Origin of the sequence: Rufibacter glacialis, from assembly GCF_008271745.1 — a bacterium.
GTDB lineage: Bacteria > Bacteroidota > Bacteroidia > Cytophagales > Hymenobacteraceae > Nibribacter > Nibribacter glacialis.
In genome coordinates this window covers 185,781-204,622 of the sequence record NZ_VKKZ01000010.1, presented here as the reverse complement: position 1 = coordinate 204,622, position 18,842 = coordinate 185,781, and the positions used below count along the sequence as shown (strand labels likewise).

Sequence of the window (18,842 nt, the reverse complement as noted above, 5' to 3'; positions counted from 1 at the left end):
AAGGTACTTCCTGGGCTACTGTTTTTTAGAACCCATCTTCTGCTTTACCAACTCAATGATGGGCGGCAGGATGGAGATAAGGATGATCCCAAAAATCACAAGCGTGAAGTTCTTCTTCACCACCGGGATGTTCCCGAAAACGAAGCCAGCCATCACAAAGCCCACTACCCAGATAAAGCCCCCAATGATGTTATAGGAAAGGAACTTGCTGTACTTCATGGTGCCTACGCCTGCCACAAACGGCGCAAACGTACGGATGATGGGAATGAAACGGGCGAAGATGATGGTCTTTCCGCCGTGTTTTTCATAAAACGCCTGCGTTTTGAGCAGGTATTCCCGCTTCAGGAACCTATAGTCCCGTTTGAACACCTTGGGTCCGAAATAGTCCCCTATGAGGTAATTGAGCGTGTCTCCCAGAAAAGCGGCTATAAACAGCAATGTCATCAAGATCCAGACATTCAATACTCCGGTGGCGGCAAAGGCCCCGGCGGCAAACAACAGGGAGTCGCCCGGCAGGAACGGCATGACCACCACGCCTGTCTCCACGAATATGATCATGAACAGAATAACATAGGTCCAGGTACCGTAGTCAGAGATGATCTGGCTCAGGTGCTGGTCCAGGTGCAGGAATAGATCGATGAACTGGCGGAGTAACTCCATGGCGGCGGACTAAATAAAGGGTGGGTTAGACGAGTTTGTCTAGAAAGCTTTTGTCAAGGAAATGGGTGAACGTATCGCCGCGCAGGCCTAACCGGATCGTTTCCAGCGGCACAATCTCGTTGGGTGCAATGTTGCCCAGGTTCACGTTGGCTCCCAGCAGCTTGATGAAGAACACCTGCTGGGCTTTCTGAGGCGCTTCCCAGATGATTCTCTCAGACGGGATCTTGGTCAGGATCTCTTCCACCAGACCGCTTCTCACTTCACCGGTAGACCGGAAAAGCCCCACGTTCCCAGCTTCCCTAGACTCGCCTATCACCTTCCAGGCCCCGGCATCCAGCTCGGCCTGCATGAGGCTGATCCATTTGTAAGGCGGAATGATCTTGGTGTCATCCTTTGACCCTACCTCTGACAGCACGGTGACCTGTTGAGCCAGGGTTCTGATGTATTCGCACTTCAGGTTGTGGTCCATCTCAATGGACCCGTCGGAGATCTCGGCAAAGGTTAACCCGTACTTGTCCAGCAAGCGGCGGTAATCCTCAAATTGGCCTCTCACAATAAAGGCTTCAAACAGGGTACCTCCCAGGTACACGGGTATTCCGGCCGCCTTATAAATCTCTAACTTCTTGTCTAAGTTGGGCGTCACGAAGGAGGTGGCCCAGCCCAATTTCACGATGTCTACGTACTCTCCGGCTACCTCTACAAAATTTTCAGTCTCTCTTAGGCTGAGGCCTTTGTCCATGGCCATGGTAAAACCGCTCTCTCTGGGTTTAGAGGTGCGTTGGGGTAAATGGGAAAGTTCGTAGTTCATGAAAAAGGTTATTTACGATACTGGTCTATCAGGCGGGCCAAGGCGCGCTGCGACTCCAGTTCAGGAAAGAAATCGAAAAGAAGCTTGTGCTTATCGAAATCCAAAATTAAGGCATTTTCTAAATAATTGTATGCCTGTTTATACTTTCCTGCCGCCAGGCTGTAGGCGCACAGCCGGTAATGCAGCTCTGCCTCATCTGGCTGCAACTCTAACGCGTTCAGGAGCAAGTCAATAGCCCCTTCAAAATTACCCTGCTCATACAGGATGATGGACCAATTCAGCCAGATATCTTTATTTTCCGGCGAAAGGGTGCTGGCTTGCTCATAGGCCTCCACACTGGAGATGATGTTACCCAGGTTGTACTCGGCCGCGGCCAGGGCCAGCCAGTAATCTGCGTTGTCTGCGTAGAAAGAGATGGCTTTGCGGTAATGGTGCACCGCTTCCATCCATTTGCCCTGCAAATCCAGGATCACGCCAATGCCAAACCAGGCTTCGTCCATCTCTGGAGAAAGGTCAATGGCCTTCTGGTAATACCTATGCGAAAGATCCCACTGCGACAGCTTTTCATAGCACTCGCCAATGTTACACAGGATGTCTGCGTTAGGCTCCGTGTGTTCCAGCGCCGCCTGAAAAGACTCTATGGCTTTTGTGAACTCTCCCAGATAGACGTAGTTATTGGCCAGATTCACATAAGCGGGCGCTAAATCAGGTTGAATAAGGGTGGCGTATTCATAGGCACCTACCGCCTTCTCATAGTTCCCTAAGCGGCTCTGCGCCAAGCCCAGGTTAAACCAGGCCATGGCAGAATACGGGTCTTCATCCACGAATTCCTGGAAGAAGGTGATGACACCTTCCCCTTCGCCGGTGATCTCTAAACAGTAGAGGAGTTCCTGCAGGGCCAACTCGTTCTCCATGTTCAACCGCAGGCTTTTCTTGTAATACTTCATGGCCGCCTTGAACTTACCCCAACTCTGGTAAGAAAGACCAATGTTGAAGTAGATGTCATCTTTCACCTCAGACTGCTCCACCGCCTGCTTGAAACAGTCAATGGCCAGGGCAAAATCGCCTTTCTGGTTAAAGATGATGCCTCTGGTCAGGGGAATGTCTTCGTTGCCGGGTTCAATCTGCGCCACTTCCTCTACCAGGTGGAGGGCTTCATCAAAAGCCCCCAACATTGCCAGAATCTGGGCTTTGTCAATCAGTAGTTCAGTAGAGTAAGGGTATTGGGTAATGCCTATGTCACAGGCCTTTAAGGCTTGGCTATAGTTAAAACTGTTGGCGTAATAATCTATGATACTCTCATAATCTGAGAGATCAAAGAAAACCGCGCTATTGGCATCCAGCATCGCTTCAAACCTTTTCACAAGGTCTAGGTCTTCGCTGGAAAAATCTTCAAAATTATCGTTCATCTACAAGTTAATCTCAACCAAGGACTGTTTTACCAGATCCCAATTCTATACAACACTCTCCCTTGCAGAAAGGGAGCTTCACGAGCTGCCTGCTTTCGCAAGTTGCCCGCAACTCCAGCGCAGGGTATCTTCCAACGAACGGAAGGTTAAACCAGTTGCCGCCTTTATTTTTTCATTGGAATAAAAGTGCTCCTCTTTGGCTATGCGGGCGGTCTCTTTGGTGATCAAAGGTTTAGTACCAGTGATTGCCCCTCTTACCCGCTCAACCCGCCAGAGCACCTCAGCGAGCCAATCCGGCACTTTCAGGAACGGAGCCTTCTTCCCCATCAAAGCAGCCACCTTCTGGAAGAACTGCAGATAAGACACCTGGTGCCCGTTGATGATAAAACGTTCTCCCCAATGGTTTCCGTTCATTAACCGCAGCATGGCTTCTGTCACATCGCGCACGTCTACGAAGTTAGCATACCCGTGGGTATAGAAAGCGCGCTCCTCAGAAATATATTTGAACAGTTGGGTGCTGCTGCGTTCCATGTCTCTGGGCCCCAGGATGACAGAAGGATTGACGATCACCGCCTTAAGTCCTTCTGAGATGCCGCGCCACACTTCCATCTCAGCGAAATGCTTAGAAGAAGCATACATAGACCTCTCCACCACTGGATCCCACTTTGCATCTTCCTGAATAGTTTTATCGCCCTTTTTCCGATTGATGGCGGCAATAGAACTTACGTGGCACAGCCGCACCCCGGTTTTCTCCAGGCAGGCATCCACGATATTGGTGGTGCCTTCTACATTGATTTGCCTTAACAAAGCGGCATCTTGGGGCGCATAAGACACAAACCCCGCACAATGGTACACCTCTTCTACCTGTTGAACAAGGGAGTTTATCAGCATTGGATCCAGAATGTCTCCTTGCACCCAATGCAGGTTAGGGTGGGTTAGTTCTGAACCTGTTTGCCTGTACAAAGCCGTGACCTTACAACCGGTTGCCAGCAAACGCTGCAACAGAAAGTGGCCTACCAGACCACTACCACCGGTAACCAGTACGTGTTTCAAAAGGAAGTAAGGTGTTAATTAAAGGCTAGAGTTTAGGAGCGGTAATTTTAGGGCTTCCTGGAGCAAAGGCTCGGTGAGTGCCCGCTCCAGCACATTGATATGTTTCATAGCATGCGTATCTGTACCTAAAAATTCAACCGCTTTCTTCTGGATAAGCTGCCGGGCAACCTCTTTGGCCTGTTTGGAATAATACCCAGTCAGGGAATTGATGTTTATTTGGAATAACACCCCAGTTTCTCTCAGAGAGAGAAGCGCCTCCATTCTATCAAAAAAATAAGTATACCGCTCTGGATGCGCCAGCACAGGTGTGTAGCCTGCCATCTGAACAGCAAAAATCACTTGCCGCAAATGGGAAGGCTCATTCATGTAAGAGGTTTCCATGAGCACATACTTGCGCTCGCCCCCAAAGGACAAAAGCTCCTCTCCATTTTGAACGGCAGCAAAAAACCATTCATCCACATAATATTCGGCAGCACAGGAAAGCTCCACCTGGATTCCCCGGGCAACTGCCGCTTCTTGCACCAACTGTAACTTAGCCCTTATAGAAGCTGGGGTATTCTTATAGAAATCTCCCATAATATGAGGAGTCATGCAAAGCTTCTTGAAGCCCATAGCCACTAGGCTTTCCAGCAGCTCCATTGAGTCTTCTAGGGTAGCAGCCCCATCATCCAGCCCAGGAAGCAGGTGCGAATGCATGTCTGCCCCCAATTCAGCAAAGGAAGAGGTTACGGGCTCCTTTGGCCCCCAAAGCTTCTTAAGGCTACCCCACATACCCTCTACTTAAACAAAGACTTCAGCTTACTGCCAACCGTTGGCTTTTCCTCCTCATCATAATAGCCTTGCCCGTACCCATAGCCGTAGCCATAGCCGTAGCCATAGCCATACATATTGGTGCTGCTCACATCATTCAAGATGGTGGCCATGTTGGACAAGTGGTTGTTGCGCACTAATTTATCTATCCCTTTCAGGAAGGTCTTCTTGGAATAGTTAGCCCGAATGATGTAAAGCGGAACATCTGCTTTCCGCATGATCAAGACGCCATCTGTCACCAGCCCTACCGGCGGACTATCCACTAAGATGATATCATAGATTTGGTGCAATTCCTCTAAAACATTATCAAAACGGCCGCCCATGATCAACTCAGAAGGGTTAGGGGGCGTAGGACCCGCCGAGATGAAGTCCAGATCTGGAACAGAAGTCTGCTGCAGGCATTCTTCCAGCGTGTGCTTGTCAATCAGGATGGTACTCATCCCCTTGCTGTTATCGCCATCTAAGGCAATATGCACCTTTGGTTTGCGCATGTCTAGATCAAGGATCACTACTTTCAAGCCAGACATGGCAATAATGCCCCCCAGGTTCACCGCTACAAAGGTCTTCCCTTCCCCACTGATAGTGGAGGTAATGGAGATAATCCGTTTTTTCTTGGTGGCACTCATGAATTCCAGGTTCGTTCTGATTGAACGGATGGATTCACTTAAAGCCGATTTTGGGTTCTGATTTACCACCAATTTAGAGAAGGGCATCTTCTGCTTATCATAGGAAGGCACCACCCCCAGCACAGGCACAGACGTATTGCGCTCCAATTCCCGCACGTTGGTAACGGTATCATGCATCAAGTACCGGGTCGCAATCAATCCAACCCCTAGAAACAAGCCGCCCGCGATGCCTATGGCATAAATGAGAAGAGGATTAGGCGAGATGGGATTTGATTCACTTGGTAGGTTGGCTGGAGATAAAATCTGAAAATCTGGGGTAGTCCCCGCCATAGCGATCCCATACTCCACCCTCTTGTTCAATATCTGGGTGAAAAAGCTTTCGTACAACCCAAAAATCCGCTCTAATCGGGCCCGCTCTGTTTCCTGCGCCGGCGCCTGAAGGATTTTCCCGGTTAGCTCTGACTGGTTCCTGTCAATGTTTTGGATTTTGGTCTGAACCAAGGCTCTGCTACTGCTAATGATACCAGCAATCCTGTTCTGGGCGAATCGCAGCTGCTCTTCCGCCAGCTTTTCAGCAGTAGTATTCCCTCTGCTGGTCATGCTCTGCGTTCTGATGCGAGCCTGCAAATCGCTGAGTTCCGTTAACTGCTCAGTCAGTTGAGGATCTTGGCCCTCCTGACCTTGTAGCCCACTTACCACCATACCAAGGTCTTCGTTTCGCTGAACTTTGGCTTGAATGGTGTTCAATAGTGACAACTGGAACCTGAGTTCTAGCTTCTCTTTCTCCAGTTCCTGCACCATACTCAAGGCTTCCTGGAGATTAGCCTTAATGTCATAAGACTTGTTCTGCCTAACAAACTGCTCTATATCGTTTTCGGCTTTCCTAAGGCTGTCTTCCGTTTCCTTTAATTGCTCATTCAAGAAGCTAAGCGTCTGCTTACTCGCTTGATTGCTACGCTCTAGTTTATGTTGTAGGTAAACGGCATCTATGTTATTGACAATGTCACGCGCCTTGAAACGATTGAAATCCTTGAACGAAATCTGAATTGTCTTTGACTCCGGGTTAAGAATGGCTGTGGTTAAATTGCCGTCTATGTACCCCTTCAGGCGTTGGTCACTGTTAATGACAAAATAATACTCCACCCCAACACTAGCAGAAGAAAATGATGGAGCTGTCTTGATGGTGACTCTGCTGCCAACTACGGAAACTGGCTCACCTACCGCGTGGGAAGATGGGGTACCGGTTTCCCCCACATATAAGTCAAACCGACTAGGTGACTGGAACTTGACATAAATCTTTTGGTCATATAAGTTGAAATCCACCGAGTCATAAAGAACTTCAAATGGACTATCTTTATACAACTCAGCATCCAAGACCCGCGCCTCCACAAAGTAACTCACCTGCAACGGCATGGTTTCTTTTAACCTTTCAAAGACGATGTTAGACTTGATAAGGTCTACCTCCCCCTGAAGCTTCCCAATCCCGGACTCCACCTTCAGGCCATTGTTCTCCAACCCAAGAACACCGGCCTCTGATTGCTCATCTAATTTAAGCGTGGAAGAGGACTCATATACCTTTTTCGTGTACCTCAAGTAAAGATAGGAACCTCCAGCACCTAAGAGTATTAGGAGAAGGACCCAAGGAATGCTTCGTTTAACTACATGTAAAAGAGTTACAAAATCAATGCTCGTTCCGCCATCATCTTCCTCATCTTCCCCACTACCCAAACGATGATCCAGTTCATCCAGATCATTGGCTGTTTTTACACTCATGAATTTATCTTGTACTGATGGTACTAATTGATTATATCTTTGATAACGATGTAGGAGGTGAGAACATTGGAAACAGCCCCAATCACCATCAACACGTCCCGAAGAGACTCATTGAAGACTCTTTTGACAGGCTCTACATAAATGACATCATTTGGTTGCACTTTAAGACTTGCTTTTTGCAACCCGGCAATAGTAGATAGGTCTATTACGTGCACAATTGGCTTATCTGAAGCTATATTTCTAACAAGTCTGATGTTCTGTGCTTTTCCGTTCTCAGGTATTCCACCGGCCAAAGCCAATATCTCTACTACATTTATGTTTTCCCTCTCCAACGGAATGACACTTCCGCCAGTAGCACCAAGTACAACTACCCTTCTACTTATTACCTCAGAATAAACATAGGTGTCTCTATAATAAGTTTCAAACCGGCTTTGGAACACACTATCGGCTTGGGCCAATGTAAATCCCTGCACAGGAACAAAACCTATCATAGGTACTTTTACTTCGCCATTTGGCAATACGGTATATTCCTGAGGTTTTTGCTGCTGGGGTCCAGATTGAACACCCATTGTATTTCGTCCCCCACTTTGGGCAAGCTCCTGACGCAGGAAGTTATTAGGGTCAACAAGAATCTCCCCTTTGTTGGTGTAAATCCGGATGTCTAATACATCATTAGGTTGAATTTTATAATTCCTCCCCGCCTCTATGATGGAAGCACGAAGAAGGTCTGTGTTCACGTCACCTTCTGTTCTGAACATTACGTTCTGCCTATAGACATTGCAGGAACTCAGTTGAAGTGTCCCTATCAAAAGAAAAAGAAAGAATACGTGCTTATATAAAGTGTTGGGCATATATAAAAAACATTCTCGTAAAAAAACATCTGTTCAGGCAGGAAACCTAAGTACAGACAAAGCCAATCACAAAGTAAGGCAAAAGTAACGGCTACGCCAAAACCTAATATCAGCCCTAAATATTACTTTTTCGCCTTTTTGCCTTATTCGAAAAACATGTTCTAGATGGTTCTTCTACAAAACAGCAGGAAAACGAATTTCAACAAGGCTAACATTACTTCACTGCTTGCAACCATTAAGATGTTGATTTAAGAAAAGATGATGTTCAAGCTTAATGCCGCCAACACAAAAGACTAACAAACGTTAGCAAGATTAAATTTCTTTAAGTACTTTTATAAGAATCTACCAGAATCAAACTGACTACCTACCTATATGCAACTTACCTATAATGAGAATCAGAAAATGATTGCGGAAATGATCCGTGATTTTGGCTCCAAATCCATTAAACCAGACATGATGAAATGGGATGAGTCTCAGGAATTCCCTATCCATGTCTTCAAACAACTGGGGGAATTGGGCTTGATGGGTGTGCTAGTTCCTCAGGAATATGGCGGTTCGGGCTTTGGCTACTTGGAATACGTCACAGCCATTGCTGAGCTTTCCAAAATTGATGGCTCCATTGGCCTCTCTATGGCGGCGCACAACTCCTTGTGCACCGGCCATATCCTGCAGTTCGGTAACGAAGAGCAGAAAAGGAAATGGCTACCAAAGCTGGCAACTGCAGAATGGATAGGCGCCTGGGGTCTTACAGAACCAAACACCGGGTCTGACGCCGGTAACATGCGCACAGTAGCTGTAAGAGATGGTGACCATTGGGTACTGAACGGCGCTAAGAACTTTATCACCCATGGCAAATCCAGCAATATAGCGGTGGTAATTGCCAGAACAGGCGAAGTAGGTGACTCGCATGGCATGACAGCGTTTGTGATTGAAAAGCCAACCGCAGGCTTCTCTGCCGGCAGAAAAGAAGACAAATTGGGCATGCGCGCCTCAGAGACTACCGAACTCATCTTTGAAGATTGCCGCGTACCGCATGAAAACATTCTGGGCGAAGTGGGTGCAGGATTTATCCAGTCCATGAAAGTATTGGACGGCGGCCGCATCTCTATTGCTGCCTTAAGCCTTGGCATTGCACAAGGAGCCTATGAAGCTGCCCTGGCCTATTCTAAGGAACGTCAGCAGTTCAACAAGCCTATTTCTCAGTTCCAGGGAATCGCGTTTAAGATAGCTGATATGGCCACGGAGATTGAGGCAGCGGCACTCCTTACCTATAGAGCCGCTGACATGAAAAACCGGGGAGAAAACGTAAACAAAGAGTCTGCCATGGCCAAACTGTATGCCTCTGAGGTGTGCGTGCGCGTAGCGAATGAAGGCGTTCAGATCTTTGGCGGTTATGGGTATACTAAAGATTATCCGGCAGAGAAATACTACCGTGATTCCAAGCTTTGCACCATAGGTGAAGGAACTTCAGAAATTCAGAAACTTGTTATTTCCAGAGCAGTATTAAAATAATTAGGAAAAAGGTATTGACAAGGAGCATATTTGTCAATACCTTTGCAATCCTTAAAACAACTGACTTTAAATCAAACTATAATATGATTATCATCAACGTAAAGGATAACGAGTCTGTAGACAAAGCCTTAAAGAGATTCAAAAAGAAATTTGAAAGAACAGGTGTGCTGAAGCAACTGCGTGCCAGAACGTTCTTCCAGAAGCCTTCTGTTACCAAAAGAAAGCAGAGAGAAAGAGCGGTCTACAAGCAACAATTGTTCGCTACAGACAACTACTAGTCTTTTATCCTTAGATTTTACGTGGTAATTCCATAAATTAGTGGGTACCGCTTATCAGCGGCTACTTTCTAATTTATGGAATTATTTTTTAAGTACCTCCAGTACGAGAAGCGCTTCAGTCCGCATACCATTACCTCGTACCAAACGGATCTTTGCCAGTTTCAGGAATACCTGAAGGAGGTATATGATCTGGAAGACATATCTCAGGCAGACCATGCCATTATCAGGTCTTGGGTAGTGACGCTGGTCCAAAAAGACTTGGATAGCCGTACCATCCACCGCAAGATTGCCTCGCTTCGCTCCTTCTTCCGCTTTCTGGTGCAGCAGGGAAAGCTAGAGCGTAACCCTACCTTACGCATAAAGGCTCCTAAACTAGCTAAAAAATTACCAGCCTTCATTGAAGAAGACGCCTTCACCCAACTGCTGGACCAGAGTGAATTCTCCGCAGATTATAAAGGTTTCAGGGAGCGACTTATTCTGGAATTACTGTATGGCACCGGCATGCGTCTGGCCGAGTTAACCAATCTCAAACTAGCGGATATCCACCTCGCCTCCAGTACGTTAAAGGTGCTGGGAAAGGGCAACAAGGAGCGGATACTGCCTCTGAACACCTCTTTGGCCACTTCTTTGTCCCAATACCTGGTAAAACGGCAGGAGGCTTTTCCTAATAACAATTCTCCTTTTCTCTTCGTTACGGATAAAGAGGCCCCCCTCTACCCAAAGTACGTTTACCGGGTGGTGAAGAAATACATGAGCTCTGTGTCAACGGCCGTAAAAAACAGTCCGCACGTGCTCAGGCACTCTTTTGCCACGCATTTACTTAACCGAGGGGCAGACCTAGGGGCTATCAAAGACCTGTTGGGGCACGCCAGCTTGGCCGCCACGCAGGTCTACACCCATAATTCCATTGAGAAGCTCAAAGCCGTCTTTGAGAAAGCTCATCCCAAAGCGTAATTCGTAACACCCTAAAGAAGTAAACTATGAAATTGCAAATCCAATCTGTACACTTCACCGCTGACCAAAGTCTCTTAGATTTCCTCCAGAGAAAACTTGACAAGCTAGATACTTTCTTTGACAGAATCGTGAGTGGTGAAGTGATCCTGCGTGTGCAAAAGCCAGAGTCCCATGACAATAAGTTGGTGGAAGTGAAACTCTTTGTGCCAGGTGCTACCTTGTTTTGCAAAGAAGAGGCGGGCACTTTTGAGACAGCCACTGACAAAGCCGTAGAGGACATGAAAAAGCAATTGATCAAATACAAGGAGAAGCTCATCTCTTATTAAGATAACTTCCCTTCGTCTACATAAAAAAAGAGCCCCAATTGGGGCTCTTTTCATAAAAAGAGGTTGGAAACAGGTTATCTAAAGCTGAAAAGCAGCCTTGATTTTTTCTACGTAATCTAATTTCTCCCAAGTGAAGGTCTCAAACTCTCTAGTTTCTTTCTGACCATTCACCTGATACTCTACTTTCTTGATGCCTGATTCCCGGCCCATATGTCCGTAGGCAGCCGTCTCAGAGAAGATAGGATTCTGCAACCCGAACCGCTGCACAATATCATACGGACGCATCTCAAACAGTTCGTTCACCTTGTTTGCAATCTCGCCATCGGTCATGGTTTCGCCATTGGCACCTTTCACTTTGGTGGTTCCGTAGGTGGTCACGTACAAGCCAACTGGCTCGGCTACCCCAATTGCATAGGCAACCTGCACCAGCACTTGGTCTGCTACCCCGGCAGCTACTAAGTTCTTGGCAATATGCCGGGCCGCATAGGCAGCGGAACGGTCTACTTTAGAAGAGTCTTTGCCTGAGAAAGCGCCTCCGCCGTGAGCGCCTTTGCCTCCGTAGGTATCTACAATGATTTTACGGCCTGTCAACCCGGTATCACCGTGTGGACCACCAATCACAAATTTACCGGTTGGGTTGATGTGATAGGTGATGTCATCAGCGAACAGGTCTGCGGTACGCTGGGGCAATTTGCTCTTTACGCGCGGTAACAGGATGTTCAGCACATCTTCCTTGATCTTAGCAACCATCTTCCCCTCCGCTTGCTTAGAGGCAGCACGGTCAGAAGAATCTGAGTTCTCGAACTCATCATGCTGGGTTGAGATCACTACGGTGTCAATCTTCTCAGGCACATGCGTATCAGAATACCGGATAGTAACCTGTGACTTCGCATCTGGCCGAAGATAAGTCATTTCCTTGCCTTCTTTCCGGATAGCCGCCAATTCCTTCAGCAACAGGTGGGAAATCTCCAGCGCCAAAGGCATGTAGCTGTCGGTTTCACTGGTAGCGTACCCAAACATCATTCCCTGGTCACCGGCCCCCTGGTCTTCTGGATTCTCGCGCTCTACACCTTGGTTGATATCATCTGACTGCTCATGGATGGTAGAGATAACCCCACATGCCTCGGCATCAAATTTATACTCAGACTTGGTATACCCAATGCGGCGGATTACCTCACGGGCTACTTTCTGAACATCAACATAGGCCTGTGACTTCACCTCGCCGCTCAAAACCACCAATCCGGTGGTCACCAAAGTCTCACATGCAACTTTTGATTGAGGATCCTGTTTCAGGAATTCATCTAACAAAGCGTCAGAAATTTGATCGGCTACTTTATCCGGATGTCCTTCAGACACCGACTCAGATGTAAAAAGATATGGCATTATCTAAATTGTTAATACAAACGCTAGGCGGCTCAGCAGTTGGACCGCAAGAGACAAAATTAGTCTAATTGCCGGAGATGCAAAAAATTATGGGGGAATTGATACCGGAATATTCCAGCCACCTATCAAAAGAGGATTTGCTGTCTCTCTGTTTTAGCTCTGATTTTTAAAAACATTGGCTAATACAACTGCCGCTGGCCCTTTTTGTCCTTACGCCAAACTCTAAGAGAGGTACAGAAACCTTTTATACCTCTGCCCGTTTCAAAAACATCTCAGAATCCATATTTAAAAATATTTTACGCACCTATGAAAAAATACCTTTATACCCTTGTCATTAGCTTTTTCACCTGCACCCAAACCTTTGCCCAATCAGAATCGCCTTATAAAACCTCCTTCAAGGTAGACGCCCCCATCACGGCCGCAGGGGTTGGATTGAGCGGGTTGGGGCTATATCTCATGCAGCAGAAAGAGCCTTTCACTCCGGAAGAGGCGCGGGCCTTGAAGAAGAGCGACGTAAACAGCTTTGACCGCTTCGCAGCTGGTAACCATAGTGAAAGCGCCAAGAAGGTGAGTGATGTCATGCTGTACAGCTCTTTGGCTGCCCCGGCTTTGCTGCTCTTTGACCCCGAGGTAAAAACGGGCCAGTTACTGGCGCTTTATGTAGAAACTATGTCTATTACGGGCACGCTTTTCACCATGGGGTCTGCCGCTTTCCCAAGAGCCCGCCCGCTTACCTATAGCCCTGACGTGGAAATTCGCGAAAAAACCAGGGCTAACTCTCAGAATTCCTTTTTTGCCGGGCATACCGCCGCCGTTTCCACGGTGTCATTCTTCACAGCCAAGGTTTTCCATGATTACAACCCAGATTCCCCGCTTCGTCCGTTTGTATGGGCTGGTGCCGCCATTGTTCCGGCTGCCGTAGGGTATCTGCGCCTGGAAGCAGGTAAACACTTCCTCAGCGACAACCTGATTGGTTACGGAGTAGGTGCCGCAGTAGGTATTCTGGTGCCCCAACTTCACAAGAAAGCCAACACCACCGGGTTTTCTCTTTCACCTAGTGTGATTCCGGTTTTGGGGCATAACCTGGACGGTGTCAGCCTTCAATATAAATTCTAATGAAAAGCCTGTCCAGACCATTCTGCAAGCTACTGGCCCTCATTGCGCTTTTCTACGGGGCCCTTACTCCCCTGCAGGCGCAAAGTCCTGCACCTTTGTACCATACAGATTTGCTGCGCGATGGCCTTATTACAGCGGGAGGAGTGTCTATGTCGGTGGCAGGCTCTTACCTCCTCACGAATAAAACCCGGCTTACCGAAGAAGATTTAAGGCACATCAGCAAGGACCAGGTCAATGGGTTTGACCGTTGGGCGGCCGGCAATTACAGCAAGAAGGCCAAAGATGCCAGTGATGTCTTCTTTTACTCTTCTTACGCGCTGCCTCTTCTGTTTCTAGCCGATAAAGACGCTATCCCCCATGCCAAAGACATTTTCTTCCTGTACGCCGAGACGGTCTCCCTCACCGGAGGCCTTTATGCCCTAACTGCCGGTTTAACCAACCGGAAAAGGCCCAATGTATACGCCACGCATGCTCCCTTGGAAGAGCGGCTTCACAAGTACGCCACCAATTCCTTCTTTGCGGGCCATACGGCGGCTACGGCAAGCGTCGCGTTCTTCACCGCTAAGGTCTTCCATGACCTACACCCAGATTCTCCCTGGCGGCCGGTGGTGTGGGGCGCCGCCGCCGCTGTTCCGGCCACAGTAGGTTATTTGCGGCTCAGGGCGGGCAAGCACTTTTTAAGCGATAATATTGTAGGCTACGCGGTAGGGGCTACTATTGGTATTTTAGTACCTGAACTGCACAAAAAGGAAAAGGAACTGGGCTGGAGGTTACTTCCGGCAACAGAACAGTTGCCGGCCGGCGAGCTTCTCCAAGGGGTAGCCTTACGCAAGCGTTTTTAAGCCGTTTTCCCAAAATTCCTACTAAAACAGAGAAGCCAGCTAAAGTAGCTGGCTTCTCTGTTTTAGTAGGAATAACTTGTTGTAGAGTGTTGGCCTCTGTAAGAGAGAAAGGGACGTTTACTTGCCGCCGCCCCTTTGAAGTAGGCTAACACTACATTCATGGGAAATAAGGGTGTGGCATGTTCCTATTTGTGAAACAGGGATAATTTCAACAGGTTATTTTGGGGCTGATTTATTCAAATTGGCCTCGAAAAGCTTCAAGATCCGCTTGTACTCATCGGTCCAGCTGCTAGGCTCTACAAACCCGTGGTCTTCTATGGGATAGACCGCCAGCTCCCAATTGTCTTTCCCCAATTCAATAAGCCGCTGAGACAACCGCACAATGTCCTGGAAATGCACGTTTGTGTCTACCATGCCATGGCACATCAGCAGGGCTCCCTTTAAGCCTTCGGCAAAATAAATGGGGGAGCTTCGCAAGTAAGCTAGGCTGTCGGCTTGTGGTTCATTTAAAATGTTAGACGTATAGCCGTGGTTATAATGGGACCAATCTGTGACGGAGCGAAGGGCTGCTCCCGCCGCGAAGACATCTGGCTGGGTGAACATGGCCATTAGGGTAATGAACCCACCGTATGATCCCCCGTAAATGCCGATGCTTTTAGGGTCTACTTTATATTTCTCAACGAGCAGCTTGGCACCATCTACGTGGTCGCTTAAGTCTTTGCCACCCATGTGCCGGTAAATGCCCGTTCGCCAGTCACGGCCATAGCCCGCACTGCCTCGGTAATCTATGTCCAACACCGTATAGCCTTTGTCTACCAAAAGGTTATGGAACATGTACTCTCTAAAATAAGTACTCCACCATTTATGGGCGTTCTGCAAATATCCTGCCCCATGCACGAAAATTACTGCCGGTCCGTTTCCAGCTGAACTTTCGGGCTTATATAGGCGAGCATGCACTTCGGCCCCATCAGCGGCCTTGTAGGTAATTACTTCCGGTTCGCGCCAAGGGTAGGCTTTGAATTCTGCCGTGGTGGATTGGGTGATCTGCACCGGCTTGGCCCCGACCTTGTTGTCCATCAGGTACAGCTCCCAAGGCTTATTGGAATAGGAGTAGCGTATGGCCAAGGTCTTCTCATCTGGTGACATGGTGACTTCGTGGGCACCCGTCATTTTGGTGATCTGCTCCATTTTCCCGCCGGCTAAGGGCATCCGGTAGAAATGCTGCTCCCCGGGGTGTACTTGATTGGTGGTGAGATACCAGTACTTTTTATCTTTAGACTGCTGAATGCTCTGCACCTCAAATTTACCGCTGGTGAGCGCTTTCTTCTGCCCAGAGGCCACCTGTACCGTGTAAAGGTGGGCATACCCGCTTTCCTCGGAGAGAAACCAAATGCTTTCGTTATCTGGCATCCAACCAACCTCCCCGGGGCCATATCCATTGATCCAGGCATCATCATGGAGCCGGTCTACAACTTTGGTGGTTCTGGTGGCAGGGTCAAAGCTCATAATCCAGCGGTCTTTGTTGTCATGGGAGCGCGCTACCAAAACTGCTTTCTTCCCATTTGGTGAATAGTAAGGCCCAAACATCATGATCTTCCTGGCTTCTGACGAAGTGCGTGAGGTATCAGCACCGGCAGATCTCTGGTTTCCTCTGAGGAAGGCTGGCTTCTCCTGTATGCCTGGCAAGCCTTTGAAAGAAACCATATAGGTAGTATCTGCCTGGAGGTCATACAAACCCAGCTCATAGGTTGGTTGCACGGCTCCTACCTTGGTTCTGGTAGGAATTTCTTCAGTGTACCCTGAGGAGGTAACGTAGTTAGGCACCTGGGCAAGCTTACTATTGGCTGGCCGTGATACTAACCTATAGGTGATGTAGCGTTCATCTGGACTCAGGATGATGTTATCTACCGTCTTGTCTTCCGTATAGATTTCTTTGGGACGGTTCTTTAGGATTTCTCTCTGCGCCTGGCGCTGCTGCTTTCTCTCCTCCTCCCTTTTCTGCACAATCTCCAGCAGTTCCATCTGCTGTTTCCTTAGAAATAGCTCCTGCCGATCTTTGGTCTGGTCCTGATCCGCGGGTTTGCGCCCCCTCCTGAAATCAGTCAGCTGCCGGGTCTGGCCACTGCCCATACTCCAGGCATAAAGATTCCCGTCCTTGAGATACGTTACCTCTTGCCCATCAAAGGTGAAGCTTGGTGAGGACTCCCGTTCCACCGTGTTGGTGACTTGCCGCCGCCTGCCCGATTTGGTCTCCACTAAAAACAGGTCCCCGTTCCGCTCATACACCCGCTGAGTTCTATCCTTGTTGTAGGTGCCACCGGGTGGGAGAAGGTTCTTCCGCGCAGCGGCCGAGACTTTCGTGATCTTTCTGCTGTTGGCGTTCACGGAATAGAGCGAGTCGCGTTTTGCCTTTTCGGGGTTCCACTGGAAAAAGACCTGCTTCCCATCCTCGGACCAGTAGAGGTTGGAGGGGGAAGTGCCGATCCATTGGGCTGGATCCTGCATTATTTTCTCTACCGTGAGGGTAGGCTTGGTTTGGGCGTGGCCCTGCCAGAAAGGAAACAATACGGTGCACCCTATCAGAAGGGCTTTTGTAATCACGTGCATTTTTAGCTTGTTTTCAGAAAAATAGACAAAAACAGAAAATGTGGGTTTAAACGGACGCCTATGAATAGGCGGTCTAAAATAGCTGTTTTTGCTGTCCTTTTTGAAAAACAGGTCAAAAACAACTGAGAGATTAATTAATATATAGTTATAAGATAGAATTTATCATGAACAAATTTTTCAAAAGCGACTTTGGCGGTTCTATGGGAAGCAAGCCTTCAATATACTTGGAAGAAAGCGGCTACTGATGTTAACCGTAAAAGCACTTTTCTTCTGCTCATGAAAAAAGGCTGCCTAAATCAGGCAGCCTTTTTTCATGAGCAGAAGAGGAAAATAATTATAGTGGATTTTGAACCAGTGCTTTATTGACATTCATCTCAGCCTGAGGAAACAGGAACTGCCACTCTTTAGCGCCGGGCTCTACTTTAAAATTACCGCCTGTAATTACCCATGACCATTGAGAGATGTGATTGGCACCTGTTCTGTCTAATGCACTGTTAGTGCGTTTTAAATCTAGGAAACGGAACCCTTCTCCCCATAGCTCAATTCTACGCTGGAATAGGATTTCGCTAATCAATGCTTGGCCTGTTTTGGTTGACTTTACAGCCTGAGGATCGCGCGCACTTACTAACCTATAGAGATGATCTGCGGCAGTAGCAAGCCCTTGTCTGGCCTCTGCTTCAGCTAAGATTAGATACATTTCAGCTAAACGCATGTGAGGCACATCTCCAATACTAAGATTGGTGTCTGCTACTAAAAACTTCTTATTCCCATAAGGTGCCTTTATTCCGCTTGGCGGCGCTGGAATACTTGCCCCAGTTGGATCCCACATTAGTTTACGCACATCAGTGGCAGGAATCTGATTGTAGATCACTGAATTGATTTTCTTCGGATTCTGTCTAATTACTGTGGAACTGTAGTTAGCAGACATATAAGCAAAGAACGAATAGAAGAAATTTGTTTGATCTGCTTGCATCTTGCTTCCCCACATCCACTCAGGATTATCTATATTATTGAACCCACTTGTATATTGGGTTCTGCTCATTAGAGTAGCTCCGCTTTCTTGGATTGCTTCCTGAGCCATTTTAGCGGCAACAGGCCAGTTTTGCATGGTTAATGCGACCCTTGCTTTTATACCTTTAGCTACTGCAGCATTGAAGTGGGACTTTGCCGGGCGGGTGGGCAGGCCTGTTAGCATTCCGATCGCCTTGTCCAGGTCTGTATTGATTTGCGCGTAGACCTCTTCTACCGTAGCCCTTGGCTTGCCTTCTGTGGTATTTTCAGTGATTAAAGGCACTCCAAGCTGGTTGTTGGTTTTGCCTGCATCATACCGCTCTCCAAATACCTGTACTAACTGAAAATGGCTCCAAGCTCTGTATACTAACGCTTCGCCAATCACCATCTTCTTCTCCGTCTCTGGCCCAGTGGCTTTTTCCAGTCCATTGATGAGCATGTTGGCATTGGCAATGATTCTGTAATAAAAGTAGTACCAGGCATGGTTGTAGGTGGTGGTGGAGGTTGCATTTCTGTGTGCTATCCAGTTGTGTTCCCCTGACCACCAGCTGGTTCCTATTGTTTGCACCCAGTCATCTCCCAAGGCATCCATCATGATTTTCATTGACCCCTCTCCCCCCTGGTTTTGTTGACCATTGTGCTGTGAGTACAGCATTCTGTGAATACCGTTTAAGGCTGCCATAGCATTCTTCGTACTGGAAACTACATCTGCCTCAGTAACGGCATTAGTTGGCGATGTTTCCAGGTAATCTTCTCCACAAGAAGAAAATACCAAAATGCACGCTAAAAATGCGCTATATATCTTCTTTTTCATTGCTACTTT

At 47.8% G+C, this 18,842-nt stretch carries 16 protein-coding genes; 6 read left to right on the top strand and 10 right to left on the bottom strand.

The genetic code is table 11. The features are described from left to right. Nucleotides 1–15: 15 nt before the first annotated feature. The 7 genes from FOE74_RS01680 to FOE74_RS01650 all read right to left on the bottom strand — a co-directional run bounded on the left by FOE74_RS01680 (nucleotide 16) and on the right by FOE74_RS01650 (nucleotide 7,897). Entirely contained in the window at nucleotides 16–660 is a 645-nt protein-coding gene (locus tag FOE74_RS01680; protein ID WP_149096874.1) for a DedA family protein, read from the bottom strand. Between the two features lie 25 nt (nucleotides 661–685). Then, complete coding sequence (locus tag FOE74_RS01675; RefSeq protein WP_149096873.1) at nucleotides 686–1,468, bottom strand: phosphosulfolactate synthase; 783 nt, start codon at nucleotides 1,466–1,468, stop codon at nucleotides 686–688. 8 nt (nucleotides 1,469–1,476) lie between these two features. Beyond that, nucleotides 1,477–2,877: a tetratricopeptide repeat protein gene (locus FOE74_RS01670; RefSeq protein ID WP_149096872.1), complete on the bottom strand. Its 1,401-nt coding sequence runs from the start codon at nucleotides 2,875–2,877 to the stop codon at nucleotides 1,477–1,479. A gap of 78 nt (nucleotides 2,878–2,955) precedes the next feature. Further along, entirely contained in the window at nucleotides 2,956–3,930 is a 975-nt protein-coding gene (locus FOE74_RS01665; protein WP_149096871.1) for an NAD-dependent epimerase/dehydratase family protein, read from the bottom strand. An 18-nt stretch (nucleotides 3,931–3,948) separates the two neighbouring features. Further along, complete coding sequence (locus FOE74_RS01660; protein ID WP_149096870.1) at nucleotides 3,949–4,701, bottom strand: tyrosine-protein phosphatase; 753 nt, start codon at nucleotides 4,699–4,701, stop codon at nucleotides 3,949–3,951. 5 nt (nucleotides 4,702–4,706) lie between these two features. Next, nucleotides 4,707–7,139, bottom strand: a complete 2,433-nt coding sequence (locus FOE74_RS01655; RefSeq protein WP_149096869.1) for a GumC family protein — start codon at nucleotides 7,137–7,139, stop codon at nucleotides 4,707–4,709. A gap of 23 nt (nucleotides 7,140–7,162) precedes the next feature. Next, on the bottom strand, nucleotides 7,163–7,897 hold the full coding sequence (locus FOE74_RS01650; protein ID WP_188686351.1) for a polysaccharide biosynthesis/export family protein: 735 nt from the start codon (nucleotides 7,895–7,897) through the stop codon (nucleotides 7,163–7,165). 465 nt (nucleotides 7,898–8,362) lie between these two features. Here FOE74_RS01650 and FOE74_RS01645 point away from each other — a divergent pair, with 465 nt between their 5' ends. From FOE74_RS01645 to hpf, 4 genes are all read left to right on the top strand, one after another. Beyond that, nucleotides 8,363–9,502 (top strand): acyl-CoA dehydrogenase, encoded by a 1,140-nt coding sequence (locus FOE74_RS01645; RefSeq protein WP_149096867.1) that lies wholly within the window; start codon nucleotides 8,363–8,365, stop codon nucleotides 9,500–9,502. A gap of 83 nt (nucleotides 9,503–9,585) precedes the next feature. Further along, nucleotides 9,586–9,780: a 30S ribosomal protein S21 gene (gene rpsU, locus FOE74_RS01640; RefSeq protein WP_149096866.1), complete on the top strand. Its 195-nt coding sequence runs from the start codon at nucleotides 9,586–9,588 to the stop codon at nucleotides 9,778–9,780. Between the two features lie 75 nt (nucleotides 9,781–9,855). Then, nucleotides 9,856–10,734 (top strand): tyrosine-type recombinase/integrase, encoded by an 879-nt coding sequence (locus FOE74_RS01635; protein ID WP_149096865.1) that lies wholly within the window; start codon nucleotides 9,856–9,858, stop codon nucleotides 10,732–10,734. Nucleotides 10,735–10,760: 26 nt separating this feature from the next. Continuing rightward, nucleotides 10,761–11,060 (top strand): ribosome hibernation-promoting factor, HPF/YfiA family, encoded by a 300-nt coding sequence (gene hpf, locus FOE74_RS01630; RefSeq protein WP_149096864.1) that lies wholly within the window; start codon nucleotides 10,761–10,763, stop codon nucleotides 11,058–11,060. Between the two features lie 78 nt (nucleotides 11,061–11,138). Here hpf and metK read toward each other — a convergent pair whose 3' ends face one another. Next, nucleotides 11,139–12,443, bottom strand: coding sequence for a methionine adenosyltransferase (gene metK / locus FOE74_RS01625; protein WP_149096863.1), 1,305 nt, complete (start codon nucleotides 12,441–12,443; stop codon nucleotides 11,139–11,141). Nucleotides 12,444–12,749: 306 nt separating this feature from the next. Between metK and FOE74_RS01620 the strand changes: the two genes are divergently transcribed. Next, nucleotides 12,750–13,559 carry a phosphatase PAP2 family protein gene (locus FOE74_RS01620; protein WP_149096862.1) on the top strand — a complete coding sequence of 270 codons (810 nt, stop codon included), beginning with the start codon at nucleotides 12,750–12,752 and terminating at the stop codon, nucleotides 13,557–13,559. After that, entirely contained in the window at nucleotides 13,559–14,401 is an 843-nt protein-coding gene (locus tag FOE74_RS01615; RefSeq protein ID WP_149096861.1) for a phosphatase PAP2 family protein, read from the top strand. The genes FOE74_RS01620 and FOE74_RS01615 overlap by 1 nt, the downstream gene beginning before the upstream one ends. A 216-nt stretch (nucleotides 14,402–14,617) precedes the next feature. Here FOE74_RS01615 and FOE74_RS01610 read toward each other — a convergent pair whose 3' ends face one another. Continuing rightward, a complete protein-coding gene (locus FOE74_RS01610) occupies nucleotides 14,618–17,008 on the bottom strand; it encodes a prolyl oligopeptidase family serine peptidase (RefSeq protein WP_149096860.1) in 2,391 nt (796 codons plus the stop codon). Nucleotides 17,009–17,342: 334 nt separating this feature from the next. Continuing rightward, entirely contained in the window at nucleotides 17,343–18,833 is a 1,491-nt protein-coding gene (locus FOE74_RS01605; RefSeq protein WP_149096859.1) for a RagB/SusD family nutrient uptake outer membrane protein, read from the bottom strand. Nucleotides 18,834–18,842 lie beyond the last annotated feature (9 nt).